This window comes from Microcoleus sp. AT8-B5 (genome assembly GCF_036705565.1).
In the GTDB taxonomy this organism is placed as follows: Bacteria; Cyanobacteriota; Cyanobacteriia; order Cyanobacteriales; family Microcoleaceae; genus Microcoleus.
Window position 1 is genome coordinate 1 of sequence record NZ_JAUBUY010000078.1, and the last position, 21263, is coordinate 21263.

A 21263-nucleotide genomic window follows, 5' to 3' on the forward strand; every position below is an offset into this window, starting at 1 on the left:
AAATAACTTACAATTTTAATTGTTATTGTGGGATGGGCTCTTATAGCCCGTCATGAGTGGACGGGCTATAAGAGCCCCTCCCACTTTCAAGAGTGGAAGTTATTTAATTCTCATTCCTAAGAACCTTCTTTAGGTTCTAATATACCTGATAGGAATCTCGATCGCTAACTCTGTACCATCTCCAACTCTCGAATTACAGGTTAATTTTCCCCCATGTTTTTTGACAATACCATAGCTAACAGATAAACCCAAACCAGTACCGCTACCCACTGGTTTAGTTGTAAAAAATGGATCGAATATTCGGGATTGAATATTCGCCGGAATACCGGCACCATTATCAGTTATTTTAATTGTAACCCTGTCTTTTTCTATAACTTCAGTCTGAATCGTGATGGCAGGACTTTTGTCTGTTGTATCAATTGATTGAAGAGCATCAATAGCGTTACTGATAATACTCAGAAATACTTGATTTATCTCACTAGCATAACAAATGACCTTGGGCAGATTTCCATACTCTTTAATAACTTGTATTTCTGATTTGCCATCGCTCAGTCTTAAGCGAGTTTGTAAAATTAGCAAAGTGCTTTCAATTCCGGTATGTAAATCTACTGCTTTCATGTCGGCTTCATCTAAGCGGGAAAAGTTACGCAAACTCAGGATAATTTGGCTAATGCGATCGCTCCCTGCTTTCATAGATTGCAGAATTTTAATTGAATCTTCCCAGATAAATTCTAAATCCATTTCTTCTATTTTCGCTTTAATTACTTTACTGGCTTCAGGATACTCTTGTTGATAAATATTAAGTAAAATAAGCAAATCTTTGACATAATCCTCTATATGTCCAACATTACTACGAATAAATGTTACTGGATTGTTGATTTCGTGAGCAATCCCAGCTACCAGTTGACCCAGAGATGACATTTTTTCGCTCTGAATTAATTGTGCTTGCGTTTGTTGTAAGTTTTTAAAGGCTTGCTCTAAATCAAAAGCTTTTTGCCTTAAATCTTCCGTTTTTTGCGCTACTTCTGCTTCTAAGCTTTGGGAATATTTCTCTATTTGTTTATATAAACGAGCATTATCAATAGAATTCGCCGCTTGAGCTGAGAGCATCTGGAGAATTTCTACTCGCTCATTAGTAAATGCTCCCACTGTTAAGTTATTTTCTAAGTACACAATACCGACGAGTTTTCCTTGCCGAATAATTGGAGTACATAAAACTGATTGAGGTTGATGAGCGATAATATAGCGATCGCCTGCAAATTGGTCGGCTGTACTTAAGTTGTCAAAAACAGCCGTCGCTTGAGTTCGTGCCACCGCATAAATCAAACTATGAGGAATTTCCTGATATTGTTCCAGAGGAATTTCTAATATTTTTGTCTGCTTTTCAACGGCTTGAGCGACGACTAACCATTGGCAGTCTTGGAGAAGAACTAAACAACCGATTTGTGCTCCCCCATTCGCGAGCGTAATCTGCATCAAAGTGGCTAATAGTTTCTCTAATTCAATTTCTTGTGAAATGGCTTGTGCGGCCCTCATTACTGCTGGAAAATCTAACCATAAATTCTCGCTACTACTGACGCTAGTTAGGCTTCCCATCCTGGTCTGGTTGATAGTTTTTCCAGAGGGGATGACAAATTTAGTAGGTTGAAGAATAGCTTTCAGTAGTTGTGGATAGTGTTGTTCTAAATAAGCGACTTTAGCCTTTGCACCCCAACGAGAATAACAGTAATACGCCTCAATCATGTAAGATTGTGAAACTTTTTCTTTCCCCCAATCTAAGTAGAATTTTGCAGCTAGTTCGTTGCCTAAAGCTTCTTCTTGGATATAACCATTTTCTTTGGCTCCTGAAATGGCGCGATCGTACCAATCTCCAGCTTCGTAATTCTTGCCTAAAACTCGGCATTTTTCTGCTTCTACTAAGTTAACTTTATGTTGGTGATTCATCGGGGCAGGGTTTGCCCATTGAGCCAGAGTGGTTTGATGGGTTTCTGCCAAAGCGAGAGTGTTCCCTTGCTCAATTTCTGACTGCCTAGAGCAGAGTGCCAAGTAGGTTAACCCTGCATAGAAATGGAAAACCGGAGTATGAATCATTGCTGCCGCTACCTTCAAATAAAGGCTTGCTTGGGCAATGTAGTCTAGGGCGTTGGTGTAATTGCCAAAGAGATAGGCAAGCATTAGTTTGTAGTTATAGGCAAGAGCGAGTGCAGTAAGCTCACTATTCTGATTGTGCTGAGGAAACATCACCTTTTCATCATAAGCCTCACCGATTAACAAATCCGGTTGCTTGACAATTTCGCTCAAGTTATGCACCGCCTGTTGTGCCAGCTTCAGGTAAACCATAGGAGAATATTGCTTCACAGTCGCTAAGACAACACAGTAATTTTCTATTTCTGCGTGCCAATCATCAAGCTCTACTCCCGAAAAAAAATTATTATATAAATAACTACTGACGCAGTAACCAGCATTCAGAAAATCACCTGTTTCCATTCCGACTAAATAGCCTTCTTTCGCAGTTGGGATTCCTGCCCTCAGTGGTTCTTGACGATGCTGAATAAAACAGCCAAACCAAAGTAAAGTGATACATTTAAATTCTGGCCAATTCAACTGATTGAGTAAGCTCAGTGCTACTCGCCCAAAGCGATAACCTTTCTCTACTTCTGATAAAAAACCAGACAGCACAATGCCATAACCCACATACCCGATTGTTGATGCTGGTGTATTTCCAAATTCAAGTGATAGACTGACCATTGTGGCACAAAGCAGAGGCTGCAAGGCAGGATTTCCCATAAAAATAGCCGGAAACAAGATGCCTAACAATTGCATCGCCGCGATTGTCCGAGGATCGCTCATCACGGGAAGGTTAACCAGTTCCTCAATCTGTTTGCCCTCCAGTTGGTTGGCAAGGTTTTGTAATGCAATGCGTGTCAAGGCTTCGTCAGTTTCATAGGGGAGTTCAATCCCCAATTGTGCTAGGGCATTAGTGCCGATCGCGATCGCTTCTAACATCTGACTCTGAGTTGTCAGTGCGTTGATTTGAATCTCAAATATCTTGACTTTATCTAGTATTGTTTTGGCCGATCGCAAAACCTGAGCTGCCATTTCTTCCATGCTATTAAAATCGGCATTTAAGTAAGCATTATCAGCCGCAGCCACATAAAGATTCAGGGTTAATTCATACTGAGTTTCCCAACAGTTTTCAGTGAGTAACTCCAGCCCTGTTTTCACAAAACTTCTGGCGCTTGTATAGGCTGTAGAATTTCTGGCTTTCTGTCCGGCTGCTAAGTTCAATCTGGCTAAGGCTTCCCGTTCCTCAGCTTGAGTCATGAACTCAATTCCTAAATTCAAATGCCCGACAATATCAAACAGCTTTTCCTCTTTTTCTATTTCTGATAAGTTTTGTTGGAGTAGTTTCCCAATATGGTAATGAGTCTGCTGTTTTTGCTCGTCAGGAATCAATGAATAAGCCGCTTGTTGGACGCGATCGTGTAAAAATCGATAAGTCGGATTGGCGGAATCATTGAAAACTTCTTCACTATCAGATTGGGTATAGAACTTATAAATTTCGGTAGTAGGAATTACCAAACCTTCTTGCAAGGCTTTCCATAAAGCTGTGGCGCTACTGTCGGCAGATTTCTCACTGACAATTGCTAAGGTATTCAAATCAAACTGCGCCCCAATACAAGCCGCTAGTTTGAGACTATCCTGAGTTTCTCGGGGCAATTTCTGTAATTGCAATGCCATGAATTCAACCACATTATCCGTAATTGCTAAGGCCTTCACTTGGGCAATATCGCATTGCCAATATTGCTTTTTGCAATCAAAGCTAATTAACTTGTCATCATGTAATGCTTTGATAAACTGAGTCGCAAAAAAAGGATTACCTTGAGTTTTTTGAAACACTAATTTTGTCAAAGGAGCGGCTAGGGATAATTCACAATTCAGTGTATTTGCCACTAACTGATTCATATCAGGTTCCCTTAACGGTGGCAAAGTAATTGTATTCACCGTTGCCCCAGTTTTAACAATTTCATCCACTGTTAAAATAAATGGATGTACGGGGGAGACTTCATTATCTCGATAAGCACCTAATATTAATAGATACCCAGCCTCTTGCATCAATAAGTTCAGCAAGTTAAGTGATGCGGAATCTGCCCATTGCAAGTCATCTAAAAACATGACTAATGGATGTTCTTTACTGGTAAATACTTGCACAAATTTGGGCAATAGGAGATTAAACCGATTTTGGGCTGCAGTTCCCGATAATTCAAGGGCGGCTGGCTGTTTACCGATAATATTTTCTAACTCAGGAATTACGTCAATTAAGACTTGTCCATTGTCTCCTAATGCAGTTAATATCTGGCTTTTCCATGTTTCTAATTGCCAATCTGATTCGGATAGCAATTGCCCAATTAAATCGCGGAATGCTTGCACAAAGGCGCTGAAGGGAATGTTGCGATGAAATTGATCGTATTTTCCTTTGATAAAATAACCCCGTTCCCGCACAATGGGTTTATGAACTTCGTTGACAACGGCAGTTTTGCCAATTCCTGAAAAACCCGCAACGAGCATTATTTCTGTTGCACCTTTGCTGACTCTTTCAAAGGCTTGTATGAGCGTTTTTACTTCGGTTTCTCGTCCATAGATTTTGTCGGGAATCAGGAAGCGATCGCAGACATCCCGCCTTCCTAACTCAAAAGTTTCAATCTTTCCAGTTTCTTGGCACTGCTGCAAACATCGTTCTAAGTCATGCTTCAACCCCAAGGCACTTTGATAGCGTTTTTCGGCATTTTTTGCCATTAGCTTCATGACAATATCCGAAACCACCTGCGGGATTTCTTTGCTGTTTATTGCCGGAGGTTGTTTGGCAATATGGCAGTGAACCAACTCCATCGGATCTTCACATTCAAATGGCAGTTTTCCTGTCAGCAATTCGTAAAATGTGACCCCCAGAGAATAAAAGTCAGTGCGGTAGTCGATACCTCGGTTCATTCGTCCAGTTTGTTCGGGAGAAATATAGGCGAGGGTTCCTTCTAAAACGTTGGGATTTTGAATTTCTTGAGTTTCTCTTGGCAGTAAGGAGGCGATGCTAAAGTCTATGAGTTTAATTTGTTTAGTTTCGGGATGTATTAGGATGTTAGCTGGCTTAATATCTTTGTGGATGACTCGATTTCGGTATAGTGCGTCAAGGATGTCAGTTATTTGAATGGCAATTTCCAATATTTCTGCTAAAGTCAGCGTAGGTGCTTCACCGATCCGTCTTCGGCATCTATCTTGGGCGTATTGCCATAGAGAAATGCCGCCAAAATCCTCCATCACTAGGGCATAGCTGTGGTGGTAGGATTTCAGACAGTAAGGTTCAACGACTCCCGGCAGACGTAAATTTTTTGCGATGGTATACTGGTTGCGAAATTGCAGCAGTTCGCTGAAACTGGGATAGTCTCTATTGAATAGTTTAATGACAACGGGAAGCAGATCGATTTCTCGAAAAGCTCGGTAAACCAGGGTTTTAGAACCACTGTACAGTTGCTCGATTAGACGGTATCCGGCAATTGGACTGGTTAAATCTATACCTGCATTCATTTTGGCTCTCCTCATCTCAAATAGTGACTGCTAAAAATTAATGTGCGCCTCTATGTGTAAGGGTTAAAGGCGGCGATCGCATAATTAACTTCATCCGTTTGTAGGCAATAAAATTGTAAACTCCGTCCCTTCTCCCAATACAGAATTTACCTCGATTTTACCGCCGTGTTTCTCAACTACAATCTGCCGTGCGATCGCCAATCCTAACCCCGTGCCTTTACCCACACCTTTAGTTGTAAATAAGTGGTCAAAAATATGACATTTTATCTCATCTGCTATGCCTGTTCCGTTGTCATAAATGCGAATACTCACCCACTCAGAAGACTGTCTTTCTGTCCGAATCGTGATGCAATGGGCTGGGGTTTTAATCTTATCTAAACTCGGTTCCCGATTAGATTCTTCCAGTGCATCAATGGCATTTGCCAAGATATTCATAAACACCTGATTGAGTTGTCCGGGGAAGCAATCGACAGAGGGCAAGTTCCCGTACTCTTTCACAACTTCAATCGCTGGACGCTGTTCGTTCGCTTTCAATCTGTGTTTGAGAATCAAAATCGTACTGTTAATTCCGTCATGAATATTGAAAGAAACTTTGTAATCTTTGTCTGTTCGGGAGAAGGTACGAAGACTGGTGCTGATACCTTGAATGCGATCGCACCCGACTTGCATAGAATGCAACATTTTTGGCAAATCTTCTAAAAGATATTCGATATCGATCTCTTCAGCTTTTTCTTCAATCTCCTCACCGGGACTCGGAAATTTTTCTTGATATAGCTGCAAGTATTCTGTAATATCTTTGACGGCGGCGATCGCTTCATGAATATTGCCAGAAATAAATCCCACGGGATTATTAATTTCATGGGCAACCCCGGCCACTAAATTGCCCAAAGCCGACATTTTTTCGCTCTGCACTAATTGCAGTTGTGATTGTTCAACCTGGTGGGCGTAGTCCTGCGCTTGCTGATACAATCGCGCATTTTCTAGGGAAATGGCAGCCTGAGTGCAGAGGAAGTTGAGGATGAGGAGACGATCGCGAGTAAACACTCCTTTCGTCGAGCTATGTTCGAGATAAAGTATCGCAACTAAGTTCCCGCGATCGATAATCGGAGTACATAGCATACTCTGAGAGTGATACTGGAGCGTACAGTCATTCATTAAACCCGGAATATCCGTCTTGCCACCTTCAATAACCACAGTTTCCAGGGTGTGTTTGACATAATAAACCAGCTTGAGCGGAATCATCTCCGAGCCATCGATAGATTGGGTTTGCAGTAAGGTTGTGGGTAACTCATTATCTGGATTGATGTGAGTTATGGCCCGGATTTGCCATTCATCCCGATGGGGGAGTAGCAAAGCACAAGTTTCTGCGCCAGAAGTTTTCAAAATAATTTGATTGAGGGTATCGAGTAATTCATCAATATGAATTTTACTCGATAAAGCTTGAGCAGCTTGCACAATAGATGCGAAATCAAGGGCATCGGAAATACTGGTGCTGCTGGTGGTAGAAATGTGCGAAGACTGGCTAATCGTTACCAACGTCTCTAGAGGATTAAAGCGAAGTTTCGGCTGATTCAGGATGGGATGAAGTAATTGGGGATAGCTTTGTTCTAGGTGTTCAACTTTGGCTTTAGCTCCCCAACGGGCATAACAGTAATATGATTCCTGCATATAGCTGGCGGCAACTTTTTCTTTTCCCCAATCTAGGTAGAATTTTGCAGCTAATTCGTTTGCTAACGCTTCTTCTTGGAGGTATTCGTTTTCTTTGGCTCCTGCGATCGCGCGATCGTACAACTCTAATGCCTCAGCTTTATTACCTTGTACTCGCTCTCGTTCCGCCTCGACTAAATGAAATTTGTGCAAAAAATTCATCGGCGCATAAGTTGCCCAGTATTTTAGTTTTTCTTGGTTAGCAGCGACGCATTCTTTCATTTGCTGCTCTTCTGGATCCGAAAATTGGCCAAACCATGCTAACTGGACTAAAGACTCATAAAAATGAAAGATTGGTACATATAAAAAAGCAAGGACAGCATCCAAATACTGTCTTGCCTGCCCAGCCTGTTCTACAGCTTCTTCAAACTCTGAAAACAGATAGGACACAATCAGTTTGTTAATCCACAGCAATGCTAATCCGGTGCGATCGCCCGTTGTTTCATGTAATGGAAGTTGATGCTGTTCATTGTACGCTGCACCGCTCAACACCACCACGTTATCTGCATCCCCCATTAAATTCAGCAGAATTTGTCGATTCAACTGGGAATAAGTCAGAGTTAGATTTTGCTTGAGGTGCTTGAGCGATTCACAATATCCGGCAACTTCCGGCTCCAGTTGCGTTAAATTCTGCCCTGCAAAATAGGAGTAAAAACCGTAGTTATAGGCAGAGTAGCCCGCGAAAGCCAAATCGCCTACATCTAAACAACTACAATAAGCCATCTGCAAGGGCTGTAATGTCTCACGCAGGTGCATTTTCCAATGCCTTGTGTACACATAGACGAGTGATAAAGTTTTCCCCTTTAATTCGGAATTGGGATAACGTGATAGCAGGTCAAGGGCTAACTGACCGAATTCATAACCTAATTCAACTTTTCCCAACACACCACACATCAATATCCCATAAGAGGCATAACAAAAGGTCGAGGTTGACTCATTGCCATACACGATGGACAGATAAACCTTTTTTAAAATCACCAGTAAATACAACAGTGGCTGAGAAAGATAAGCGCCCGGTGCTGCCGATGTCAAAATTCGAGCCGCTGCCAAGATGTTCACATCCCTTGCTTCGCTGAGGTTGAGTAACTCACCAGGCAAACGCTCTCCAATCGCATCGGAGACGGTACTAAAGGCAGCCGCCACATCTTCCTGGGTAGGGGCTGCAGGCAGTTCCACTCCCAATTGCTTTAAGATGGCAAGTGCCGCCGCGATCGCTTGAGTAAAATGACCTTGAGCAGTGAATGCCTCAATCTTCACTTCATAAACGCTGATTTGATCTAATGGGCTTTTGGCGTGCTTCAGGACAAGGCGGGCATTGGCTGCCATTTTCTCTAAATCACCGCTCAGATAGGCGGTTTCTGTGGCGACTTGATAGAGTGCTAGCGTCAACTCATACTGATGCTGCCAACTGTTTTGAGTGAGTAACCCAATGCCCACTTCGGCATATTTGCAGGCGGCAGTATAGGCGATCGCTGCTTTTGCCTTGCGACTTGCCATCAAATTAAATTGCGCCAATCTTTGACGTTCTGCGGATTGGACGATTGATTCAGCCGCAACATTAAGTTGACTGACGATTTCAAAAATGCGTTCTTCCCGGTTGCTTTCGAGGGTGTTACTCAGGATTAACTGTCCAATCTTCAGGTGAACGGTTTGTTTTTCATCGGCGGGGATTAGGGAGTATGCCGCTTGTTGCACCCGGTCATGTAAAAATCTATATGCAACAATCTCAGAATTTTCTGGGTCAAGTAATTGATATTCTTCCCCAACATAAAACTTATAAACTTCACTTTGGGCTAAAATCAAACCTTCCTGCAAGGCTTTCCATAAACTTGCAGCCACTTCGGTTTGGGATTGTTCAGAAACCATCGCCAAAGTAGCCAAATCAAACTGATTTCCAATACAAGCTGCTAGCTGTAACACCTGTTGAGTTGAGGTAGGCAATTTTTCTAATTGCAAGGCCATAAAGCTAACAATATCATCTGTAAAAACAAGCTGATTTACTTGTGCGATATCACATTGCCAACAACCCTCTTCCCAGTTAAAATAAATCAATTCATCTTGATGTAATGCCTTGATAAATTGAGTAGCAAAAAACGGATTTCCTTGAGTTTTTTGATAAATTAATCCAGAAAGAGTCCATGCCAAACTTTCAGTACATTTAAGGGTATCAGCAACTAATTGATTTACTGTGACTTTATTGAGTGCTGCTAAAGTAATCCTATTAATCGTTGCTGGTGTTTTTTGAATCTCACTCAAAGTTAACATTAATGGATGCGCTGGGTGGACTTCGTTATCACGATACGCACCAATTAATAAAAGATGACCTGTATCACCCATTAAGACCTGCATTAACTTTAGTGATGCTGAATCTGCCCATTGCAAATCATCTAAAAACATTACGAATGGATGTTCTAAGCTGGTAAAGACTTTAGTAAATTTTTGAAATAATAAATTAAAGCGATTCTGGGCAGCAGTTCCTGATAATTCAAGGGCGGCTGGCTGTTGACCAATAATTTTTTCTAATTCGGGGATGATTTCAATAATTACTTGTCCGTTTTCCCCAACCGCTTCTAAAATCTTATTTTTCCACGCCTTGAGTTTGGCATCACTTTCACTGAGTAATTGTGCCATAAAATCGCGGAATGCCTGGACAAATGCCGAGAAGGGAATGTTGCGGTTAAACTGGTCGAATTTGCCTTTGATGAAATAGCCCCGCTGCCGGACAATCGGTTTATGTACCTCGTTGACGACAGCCGTTTTTCCAATCCCGGAGAACCCAGCGACTAGCATTAATTCGGATGTGCCACTTGCCACGCGATCGAAGGCACTCAACAGGGTTTTTACTTCAGTTTCACGACCATAAAGCTTTTCAGGAATCAGGAAGCGATCGCAGACATCCCGCCTTCCTAACTCAAAAGTTTCAATCTTTCCAGTTTCTTGGCACTGCTGCAAACATCGTTCTAAGTCATGCTTCAACCCCAAGGCACTTTGATAGCGTTTTTCGGCATTTTTTGCCATTAGCTTCATGACAATATCCGAAACCACCTGCGGGATTTCTTTGCTGTTTATTGCCGGAGGTTGTTTGGCAATATGGCAGTGAACCAACTCCATCGGATCTTCACATTCAAATGGCAGTTTTCCTGTCAGCAATTCGTAAAATGTGACCCCCAGAGAATAAAAGTCAGTGCGGTAGTCGATACCTCGGTTCATTCGTCCAGTTTGTTCGGGAGAAATATAGGCGAGGGTTCCTTCTAAAACGTTGGGATTTTGAATTTCTTGAGTTTCTCTTGGCAGTAAGGAGGCGATGCTAAAGTCTATGAGTTTAATTTGTTTAGTTTCGGGATGTATTAGGATGTTAGCTGGCTTAATATCTTTGTGGATGACTCGGTTTCGGTATAGTGCGTCAAGGATGTCAGTTATTTGAATGGCAATTTCCAATACTTCTGCTAGAGTCAGCGAGTGCTCTTGGGCGTAGTCTCGCAGAGAAATACCGCCAAAATCCTCCATTACTAGGGCATAGCTGTGGCGATAGGATTCCAAATTGTAGGGTTCAACGACTCCGGGCAGACTTAGGTTTTTGGCGATGGTGTACTGGTTGCGGAATTGCAGCAGTTCGCTGAAGCTGGGATAGTCTCGATTTAATAGTTTAATGACAACCGGAAGCTGATCTGTTTCTCGGATGGCTCGATAAACTAGGGTTCTCGAACCGCAGTATAATTGATCGCCCAGATGATATCCCGAAATTCGGTTCGTTAAATCCACTACTGCATTCATCTGGATTACTCCATCTCAGACATTGACTCTTGCCACTAAGTATACACTTTTATTCGTCAAGTCTGAGAAAAATAGAACTGCGTGCGAAATCCCCAGCATACCAACTCTACCGCTTTTATTTTTTTCTATTTTGAGGATAAAGATGGCGATCTATCAAGATATGCTTATCCTTTCATCGGCAATAAAATTCTAAACTCCGTCCCTTCTCCCAATACAGAATTTACCTCGATTGTACCGCCGTGTTTCTCAACTACAATCTGCCGTGCGATCGCCAATCCCAACCCCGTGCCTTTTCCTACTTCCTTGGTAGTAAATAACTCATCAAAAATCTTCTCTCGCACTGCTTCACTCATGCCGACACCGTTATCTTTAATGCAAAGTATCGCTTGCTTTCGATCCCGATAAATGTCGGTTTTAATTATAATTTTGTTGAGTATTTCTGCATAATTACGTCCTTGATTTGATTCCTCCAAAGCATCGATCGCATTACCTAACAAATTCATAAATACTTGATTCAACTGTCCGGCATAACACTCCACGGGTGGCAAATTACCGTATTCCCTAATCACTTGAATTTCTGGACGAGTTTCGTTAGCCTTGAGGCGATGTTTCAGGATCATAATGGTGCTATCGATGCCATCGTGGATATTGCAAGCTACGGGATAGTTAGTATCGGCACGGGAGAATGTCCTTAGACTGGTACTAATATCCCGAATCCGCTTCACGCCTTCCCGCATCGAACCTACTAATTTCGGTAAATCTTCCCGGATGTATTCCAGATCGATGTTCTCGATTTCCTCTCGAATCTCTGGATCGAGTTGGGGATATTTTTCTTCATACAAATCGAGCAATCCAAACAAATCTTTGATATAATCTAAGGCTGGTTGAATATTACCCCCCAGAAAACCAACGGGATTATTAATTTCGTGAGCCACGCCAGCCACTAAGTTTCCCAATGCTGACATCTTTTCGCTTTGAACAATTGTTAATTGTGCCTGCTTGAGAGCTGTGAATGCTTGTTGAGATTCTTGATACAAACGGGCATTTTCTAAGGAAATAGCAGCTTGAGAAGCTAGCAAATTTAGCACTTCAATGCGATCGCTCGTAAAGGCCCCAACCGTCAGGTTATTTTCCAGGTAAAAAACTCCTATCAACTGGCCTTGATTAAGAATTGGAATACAAAGAACACTGATCGGCTGGTGCTGTTCAATATAGCGATCGCTCCCAACCTGGGAACTTACCCTAGCATCAACTATTACCAAAGGTTTCAAACTACGCTTGACAGTGTTAACCAAACTAATTGCTACATCCTGACTTGATTCTAGAGGTATTGATGGTAATAGCTCAGGTTCCTGTCCCTCTGCTACAAGCGCCGCTACCTGTAAATACTGTTTTTGTTTGAGCAATAAGACACACTTAGTGGCGCCAGCATTCGCGATCGCTATTTTTAGGAGAGTAGTCAGGAGTTTATCTAGTTCAATCTCCCCAGAAATGGCTTGAGAGGCTTTGATCAGAGTAGGCAAATCGAGAAATTCAGAGTTGCTGCTAGAAGAGTTGGTATTATAAGTAATTGTGCCGCGGGCGATCGTTTCCTTTAATGAACTAAAGGCTTGAGCTTGCTGAATGATAATACCGAGTAGGCGAGGATAACGTTTTTCCAAATCGTCAATTTTGGCTTTAGCTCCCCAGCGGGCATAACAATAATATGCTTCAATCATGTAGGCTTGAGCTACTTTTTCTTTGCCCCATTTTAGGTAGAATTTGGCGGCGAGTTCGTTGGCGAGGGCTTCTTCGTTGAGGAAGAGATTTTCTTTAGCGAGGGAGATCGCGCGATCGTACATTTCCAGTGCATCTGCCTTGTAACCCAAAACCCGCTGCCTTTCTGCTTCAACTAAATACCACTTATGGAGATGATTCATGGGAGCATTTTGCGCCCACTGGTGCAGAGTCGTTTGATGGATTTCCACAGATGCCAAAATATCAGCTTGCTCAATTTCTGGCTGTGTGGGTAAAAGCGCCAAGTGCGTCAGGGCTGCATAGAAATGGAAAATGGGAATAAAAATACATCCTGGTACTGCTATCAAATAGGGCTGGGCTTGGCTAACGTAATTGCTAGCCTCTTTGTAGTTACCAAAGCAGTAAGCAAGCAACAGTTTGTAGATATAAACCTCGGCGATGGCAGTGAATTCATAATCCTGATTATGCTTGGGAATCATCACTGTTTCATCGTAGGCTAGGCCGATTAAGCAATCCGACAGAATCTCAACTTCCTTTAAGTTATTCACCGTCTGCCGCACCATATCTACATAAATCTGAGCCGAATATTGCTTTACCTGAGCCAAGGCGGCGCTGTAACTTGTTATTTCTGATTCCAAATTGCTCAGTTCTACTCCACTGAAAAAGTTCATATAGCTGTAAGTGACCATGCTGTAGCCAGCGCTTAGAAAATCGCCAGTTTCCATGCCAGCCGTATAGCTATCTTTCGTCGTCAGCATCACAGCCCTCATTGCTTCTTTGCGATGCTGAATAAAGGCTCCAAATAGATTCAGAATCATGGACTTGAATTCCCGGACATTAAACCTATCCAGCAATGAAAGTGCCAATTTACCAAAGGCATACCCCGTTTCCACCTCTCCCAAAAAGGCACACAACACCAGTCCGTGAATGCCATACCCCACCGTCGATGCTGGCGTGTTCCCAAAGGAGAGCGATAAACTCACCATCTTGGAGCTAAGTAGGGGCAGCAAACCGGGCATTCCCAGAAAGATGGGAGAATATAACGTTCCTAACAGTGGCATGGCAGCCTGAGCCTTGGCATCAGTTATCATCGGCAGATTAGCTAGGTCTTCAATCCGTCTACCTTGGAGTTGGCTAGCAACAGCTTGTAGCGCTTGGCTAATCAAGGCTTCGTCAGGTGCACTGGGTAGTTCAATCCCCAATTGCCAGAGTGCATCTCTTGCTACTGCAATGGCTTCTAGTGACTTGCTTTGTGCTGTCTGGGCGGCGATTTGAATTTCGTAAATTTTGATTTTGTCTAAGATTGTCTGGGCTGCTTGCAAAACTTGTGCTGCAATCTCTTCCATGCTGTCAAAGTCAGCATTCAAATAGGCTGCTTCAGCAGCAGCAACATAGAGTTTCAGGGTTAATTCATACTGGCTTTGCCAACAGTCGGCTGTTAGTAGATCAATCCCTGTTTGCAGATAAACTCTAGCTGTTGTGTAGGCGGTAGAATTTCTGGCTTTACAACCGGCTTCTAAGTTCAGTTTAGCTAATGCTTCTCGTTCGCTCGGTTGGGGAATTAACTCAATTCCTCGATTCAAATGTCCGACAATATCAAACAGTTTTTCTTCTTGCTCTATTTTTGAACAATTTTGCTGAAGTAATTGTCCGATTTTGAGATGAGTTTCTTTTTTATCTGAATCGGGAATCAGGGAATATGCGGCTTGCTGGACGCGATCGTGTAAAAATCGATAAGTGGGATTAGCTGAAGCCTGGAAAATTTCATCACTATCCGATTCGGTAAAGAACTTATAGATTTTGGTTGTGGGAATAACTAAACCTTCCTGCAATGCTTTCCATAAAGCCGTAGCCGTCATTGCAGCAGATTGCTCACTGACAATTACTAAGGTATTCAAATCAAACTGCGATCCAATACAAGCAGCCAATTTGAGAACCTCCTGAGTTGCTGGCGGCAACTTCTGCAATTGCAAAGCCATGAATTCAACGACATCATCAGTGATTGCTAAGGCTTTGACTTGGGCAATATCACACTGCCAATGCCGAATATCCCAGTTAAAGCTAATGAGCTGCTCGTCATGTAATGCCTTGAGAAACTGAGTGGCGAAAAAAGGATTTCCCTGAGTTTTTTGATATACTAATTTGGTCAAAGGTTGGGCAAGAGATGATTCGCTATTGAGCGTATCCGCCACCAACAAATTCATATCAGTTTGGCTTAACGGTTGCAAAGTAATCGTATTCACAGTTGCCCCAGTTTTTACTATCTCATCCACTGTCAAAATAAATGGATGCACTGGCGAAACTTCATGGTCTCGATAGGCTCCTAATACTAATAAATACCCTGTATCCATCATCAATAATTGTAGCAAATTCAGGGAAGCTGAATCCGCCCATTGCAAGTCATCCAAAAACATCACTAAAGGATGTTCTTTGCTAGTGAAAACTTGCACGAATTTCTGCATGAGCAGATTAAAGCGATTTTGGGAGGCACTTCCTGACAATTCTGTTGCAGCAAGTTGAGCGCCAATTATGCGTTCTAACTCAGGAATCACGTCAATCAAAACTTGTCCGTTATCTCCCACTGCTGCTAAAATCTGGGTTTTCCATGTTTGCAGTTGGGTATCTGATTCGGATAGCAATTGACTCATTAAGTTGCGGAAGGCTTGCACAAAGGCACTGAAGGGAATGTTGCGTTGAAATTGATCGTACTTGCCTTTGATAAAATAACCACGCTGACGGACTATGGGTTTATGAACTTCATTAACAACGGCGGTTTTCCCAATTCCCGAAAAACCAGCTACTAGCATCATTTCCGTTGCTCCCAGGCTGACTCGCTCAAATGCAGCTAATAGTTTATCGACTTCTTTTTCTCTACCGTAGAGCTTTTCAGGGATAGTAAAGCGATCGCTAATATCTCGCTTTCCTAGTTCAAAATATTCAATATAGGCTGTTTGTTGTAACTGAAATAAGCAATTATCTAAATCGTGCTTGATGCCCAATGCACTTTGATAGCGGTCTTCGGCATTTTTCGCCATCAGCTTACTGACAATTTTAGATAAAATTAGGGGAACTTCTGGATTTATTTGATGGCTCGGTATCGAGTGTTTAGCGAGGTGACAATGCACCAATTTCATCGGATCATCTGAGACAAATGGCAACTGTCCTGTTAACAATTCATAAAAGGTCACACCCAGGGAATAAAAATCACTACGATAGTCAATGCCTCGATTCATCCGTCCTGTTTGTTCGGGGGAGAGATAGGCTAATGTTCCTTCTAAAATATTGGGATTCTGAATTTCTGGGGTTTCTCGTGGTAGGAGGGATGCAATACTAAAGTCAATTAGTTGAATTTCTTTGGTGTCTGGCTTAATGAGAATATTAGCGGGTTTAATATCTTTGTGAATGACTCGGTTTTGGTATAGATAGTGAATAATGTCTGTTAGTGGTATGGCGATTTGGAGAAATTCGGTTAAACGTAAAGCTGGAGATGGTTGGGTGTTATTTGTTGCTGTTTTTAGATAAGTAGATAGGGAGACTCCGCCAAAGTCCTCCATTACGAGGGCATAGCTATTTTGGTATACTTCCAGCGTCAAGGGTTTGACGATGTGAGGGAAGTCGAGATTTTTGGCAATGGTATATTGGTTGCGAAACTGGACGATTTCGTTGAAGGTGGGGTATTCATTTCGCAGCAGTTTGATGACGACTGGGTATTGATCGCGGGTACGGATGCCTCGATAAACTAGGGTACGTGTACCTGCATAAAGTTGCTCTGTAATCTGATAACCTGACAAATTTGCGATCGCATCCATAACTCGTTTATACAACAGTTAAATTAAAACCTTCTATTCCATTGTATTTTATTATTTGACAAAGATAGCGATCGCCAACTCTGCAGCCTCGGTAGGGACAGAATTAACTGTAATTTTTTCCCAATGTTTATCAACTATTCTTTTACCCAAAGCAATTTGGTCACAAGCATCCGGATTCATCCGTTTACCTGTAAAAAAAGCTCGCCATCCCGATCGCCACCCCCGGACTCATCCGTGCGAGCAATCTCAAATCTTAAATCTCAAATTTCCAATTTCAAATCGCATGACGTGCGATCGCTAATCCTAAATTAGTTCCTTTGCCTACTCCGCACTATTTGCGCTATGTTATGTATAGTATGGTTGTGTAAGGAATGAGAATTAAATAACTTCCACTCTTGAAAGTGGGATGGGCTCTTATAGCCCGTCCTTTTTGGACGGGCTATAAGAGCCCATACCACAATAAAAATTAAAATTGTCAGTTATTTAATTCGCGATCCTAAGCAACGCCGGCGATCGCATAAAAGCCAAATAATTTCTTTAATTTTGATATGGCATGGGAAAATTAGCAAATTTTAGATAGTAAATTAATAATCGAAGATAATATCTGCTAAACTTGTCGTCTGATTTAGAATAACAAAAAGTTTTTCGTTTCAAACGAGCTATCAGGATGTATTAATCTTGTATTTTCGCGCTCAACTCTTGTCCTATATATACAGCATATTTCATGTAGATGTATATCGCGATCGACCGGGTTTCGAGCAACAAAATAAGTAATGATGCGAGAGATATAAAGAAACCCGGTTTCTGGGGTGCAGCTTTAGACACCGCAATGCCATTCCCTTACGGGGATTGAGCCATCGGGGGTTTACTTCATAAACCTGTAATCTGCTCTAAGTTATACCAATTCTCCACAATCTTGCAACAGTTATAAGTTTGTGGTTTGTTTCCTGAAACACTGTAAGCTGTTCTCCATTTAAATTGTGTGTCAAAAATCACTCAAATTCTTGTGGGATGGGCAGGCGAGTCCGTCCCGAATATGCAATTTTAACGCGCAACAGCTTATGCACCGGTGCGGATCTGTGAGATAGTCGCTTTTTTTGATAACTTTTCTAGGGCGACGCACCCGGAGCGCTACTGTTGCATGATTTTTTAGAATTAGTATTAGAAGAATGTGGCTAAAGCCGCAGCGCCTATCCCGAACCCAGAAGGGGGGAACTTGCTGCGGGGAAAAATCCTGTCATAATTCCGATTAATGAGCAATTACCCTATTCTCAGGCAACTGAAAAACGGTATACAATCAATTCAGCCCGATGAGTTTTCTAGGCATCCGCTACGGTGGCGATCTTAGTGGATCTACAGATAGTCGGCAGATCAATAATAAACTGCGTTCCCTGCTCTGGCGTAGAAATACACTCCAATTGACCGCAGTGTTTTTCTATCAGAATTTTTCTGCTGATGGACAATCCCATGCCTGTACCTTTTCCTATGGGCTTAGTAGTAAAAAAGGGAGTGAAAAGTTTAGCACGAACTGTTTCGGTCATGCCCACACCATTATCAGAAATTGTTACCAGGATGTGGGAAGCCGAGCTAATGTTGTCAGGCGAATTGCCGGGTACAACTTCAGTCCGAATCAAAATCTGGGGGTGAAAAACTGCACCATCTTCTCTACTTAGCCGCTCTTCTAAAGCATCTATAGCATTCGCTAAAAGGTTCATAAACACCTGATTGAGCTGACCGGCATAACAGTTCACAAGCGGCAATACGCCATAGTCTTTTATCACATTGATAGCAGGGCGATCGGACTTAGCCTTTAGTCGGTGCTGTAAGATCATCAAAGTGCTATTAATGCCTTCGTGGATATCTACTGATTTAATTTCAGTTTCATCCAACCGAGAAAAATTGCGTAGAGAGTGAACAATATTGCGAATGCGTTCGATCCCTAACTGCATGGAAGAAAGCAATTTTGGTAAATCATCTATGATAAATGGCAACTCTGCATCTTCTATTTCATGGACAATTTCTGCTTCAGGTTGCGGGTAATACCTTTGGTAAAGATTCAACATATTAATGAGTTCTTTAATATAGTCGTTGGCGTGGGACAGATTGCCGTAAATAAAGTTAACCGGATTGTTGATTTCATGAGCGACACCTGCAACTAATTGACCGAGACTAGACATTTTTTCACTTTGAACTAGCTGGAGTTGTGTTTCTTGGAGTTGTTTGACAAAATGATCTAAAGCAACAGATTTTTGGTGTTCTTTTTCTTCACTGAGACGGAGTGCTTTCTCTACTTGTTCGCGTCGCTCTATTTCAGCCTGCAAACTCTGACTCAGAGAAAAACTTCTCAAAGCTGTTAGGATCGTAGTGTATAGCTTTGATGTCGTTAATTCAGTTTTAGTTTTATAGTCATTAATATCGTAATTGATAATAATGCTTTTTTCCGGTACTTGTCCGGGTTGACCCGTGCGTAAAATAATTCGCACTAACTGATTGCCTAAAACTTCTCGGACATATTTAACAAAGTTTAAGCCAGCATCATCTGTTTCCATAATTACATCTAGTAAGATGATGGCAACATCAGGATTTTCTTGGATTAGCTGTCTAGCTTCACGAGCTGAGTAAGCATTAATGAAGGTTAAAGATTTATTTTCAAAGACAAACTTCCTGAGTGATATTTCGGTAGCGGTGTGAACTTGAGCCTCATCATCTACAACTAAAATTTTCCAGCTTTCACTCAGTTTTTCTTCTGTTGTTTCATCTGCAAACAATATCTCGTCATCCGAGTCGATCGCTTCGGCAAAGTATACTGTTTCTGGAGATGGTTGAGTTAAGAAATCGTCAAAATCACTTTTCATTGCTGTACACCTTTATTTTTTACTAATGTGTAGGTTTGAAGTTAGAAAACCTGTTAAGCTAAGCAAAAGGCAGAAGGGAGAAGATTTACACAGCAACCTTTTCAGTCATCCTTATTTTACTTCTAATTAGGTGGACTTACTTAGTTATCTTGGCCAGGAAATCGGAATTAGAACTCTACATTGGTGAATCAATTTGCATCGGTAATTTAATAATAAACTTGGTGCCTCTTCCCACCTCACTTAGACATTCAATTTCACCTTTTAGTTTTTGGGTGACTAAATTGTAGACAATATGTAACCCTAAACCACTGCCACCTTGACCACGCTTAGTGGTAAAAAATGGCTCAAAAATTTTACTTAAGTTTTCTGGGGGAATACCTTTACCTTCATCGGCGTATTCAAACCTTAGCCGATTACCTTCTTGCTCCCAATCAAAGATTAGTTCCCCAGAAATCCCTGGTTCGTAGGCATGAATCAGAGAATTGATTAGCAAGTTTGTCACAACTTGGGACAAGGCTCCTGGATAAGAATCTATAGCAATTTTGCTATCTCCCTTAATTTTAAGCGAATGTTGGCTATTTTTCAACTTTGGTTTTAATTGTAATAAAATTTCATCAAGATAAGGTCTGATCTGGAAAGTACGTCGTTCTTCGCTAGAGCGATCGACTGCTACTTGCTTAAAGCTTTGAATCAAGGCTGCTGCCCGCTCTAGGTTAATTAGAAGTGCCTTACTGCTTTGGGTAGCAATATCGACAAATTCTTCTAAATCCGATCGCTTCATTTTGCCACTTTTATAAATAGATGCAAATTCTGTGGTATTTTCTGCCAAAGCTGAAGCAACCGTGACACCAACTCCGATGGGAGTATTAATTTCGTGGGCAACACCAGCAACTAATCCTCCCAGAGATGCCATTTTTTCAGATTCGACTAGCTGTGTTTGGGTGGCTTTTAAAGCCTCTAGGGTGTTCGATAATTGTTGAGTACGATCGCTCACTAATTGCTCTAAGTTTTGATTAAACTCCTGTAAATTTTTGTAAAGCTGAGCATTTTCAATGGAAATAGCAATTTGGGCAGATAAAAGTTTTAACAATTCTAGGCGATCCGTAGTAAAAGCCCCTTCAGTCAGGTTATTTTCCAAATAAAGAAGGCCAGTCAACTTACCTTGGTGCAGCAGAGGAGTGCAAAGAATAGACTTCGGTTGAGTAGCTGCAATATAAGGATCGCGAGTAAATTGTCCCTCTTGAGCCGCATTATTTAACACCACATTTTCCTGAGTGCGAATCACATAATTAGCGATAGCACAAGCCAGCAAAGGAGTTCCCCCAGAAGCTGCTATCGGATTGAGAGGAAGCGATTGCAGCACACTAACCTCATCCTCCTGCACCGAACCTTCCGCCTCAATCGCCCAGTTTCCCGCTTTTTCTAAAATCAAAAAACCCTTTTGCGCCCCCGCATTCTCGATCGCAATTTTCATCAACCTTTCCAGCAAGCTACTCAAAACAATTTCACCCGAAATCGCGAAAGAAGCTTTCATCACCGTAGCCAAATCTAGCGTCTCACCCAAATTGCTGCTAGTAGTCGCCGTCGTTGTTCGGTTTTTTGTTTGAGTAGTTGTCTTCCCTGAAGTTCTCACTATTAATTGGGGATATTTTTCCTCCAAACTCTCAACTTTACGTTTAGCCCCCCAGTATTGATAGCCATAGTGGGCTTTAGTCAGGTAGATGTGGGCAAATTCTTCTTTCTCCTTCCCCAACCAGAACTTAGCAGCCAATTCCGCCGCCAGCGCTTCATTCTGAATAAA

General features: G+C 41.9%; 5 protein-coding genes and 1 pseudogene. All 6 read right to left on the bottom strand.

All coding sequences use genetic code 11. The features are described from left to right. Positions 1-129: 129 nt before the first annotated feature. Entirely contained in the window at positions 130-5580 is a 5451-nt protein-coding gene (locus QUB39_RS28985; RefSeq protein WP_333207837.1) for an AAA family ATPase, read from the bottom strand. A 90-nt stretch (positions 5581-5670) separates the two neighbouring features. Further along, positions 5671-11061 carry an AAA family ATPase gene (locus tag QUB39_RS28990; protein WP_333056368.1) on the bottom strand — a complete coding sequence of 1797 codons (5391 nt, stop codon included), beginning with the start codon at positions 11059-11061 and terminating at the stop codon, positions 5671-5673. Positions 11062-11225: 164 nt separating this feature from the next. Next, a complete protein-coding gene (locus tag QUB39_RS28995) occupies positions 11226-16607 on the bottom strand; it encodes an AAA family ATPase (RefSeq protein ID WP_333208007.1) in 5382 nt (1793 codons plus the stop codon). A 537-nt stretch (positions 16608-17144) separates the two neighbouring features. Further along, positions 17145-17316: pseudogene (locus QUB39_RS29000) on the bottom strand (IS1 family transposase); the annotation flags it as partial. 610 nt (positions 17317-17926) lie between these two features. Then, positions 17927-19462, bottom strand: coding sequence for an ATP-binding protein (locus tag QUB39_RS29005; protein ID WP_333212712.1), 1536 nt, complete (start codon positions 19460-19462; stop codon positions 17927-17929). Positions 19463-19637: 175 nt separating this feature from the next. After that, positions 19638-21263, bottom strand: a 1626-nt coding sequence (locus QUB39_RS29010) for a GAF domain-containing sensor histidine kinase (RefSeq protein ID WP_333212714.1), incomplete at its 5' end; no start/stop codon positions are given.

Excerpts from the sequence above, each read along its gene's own strand:
- QUB39_RS28985 (WP_333207837.1), bottom strand. The coding sequence starts at position 5,580 with ATGAATGCAGGTATAGATTTAACCAGTCCAATTGCCGGATACCGTCTA.
- QUB39_RS28990 (WP_333056368.1), bottom strand. The coding sequence starts at position 11,061 with ATGAATGCAGTAGTGGATTTAACGAACCGAATTTCGGGATATCATCTG.
- QUB39_RS28995 (WP_333208007.1), bottom strand. The coding sequence starts at position 16,607 with ATGGATGCGATCGCAAATTTGTCAGGTTATCAGATTACAGAGCAACTT.
- QUB39_RS29005 (WP_333212712.1), bottom strand. The coding sequence starts at position 19,462 with ATGAAAAGTGATTTTGACGATTTCTTAACTCAACCATCTCCAGAAACA.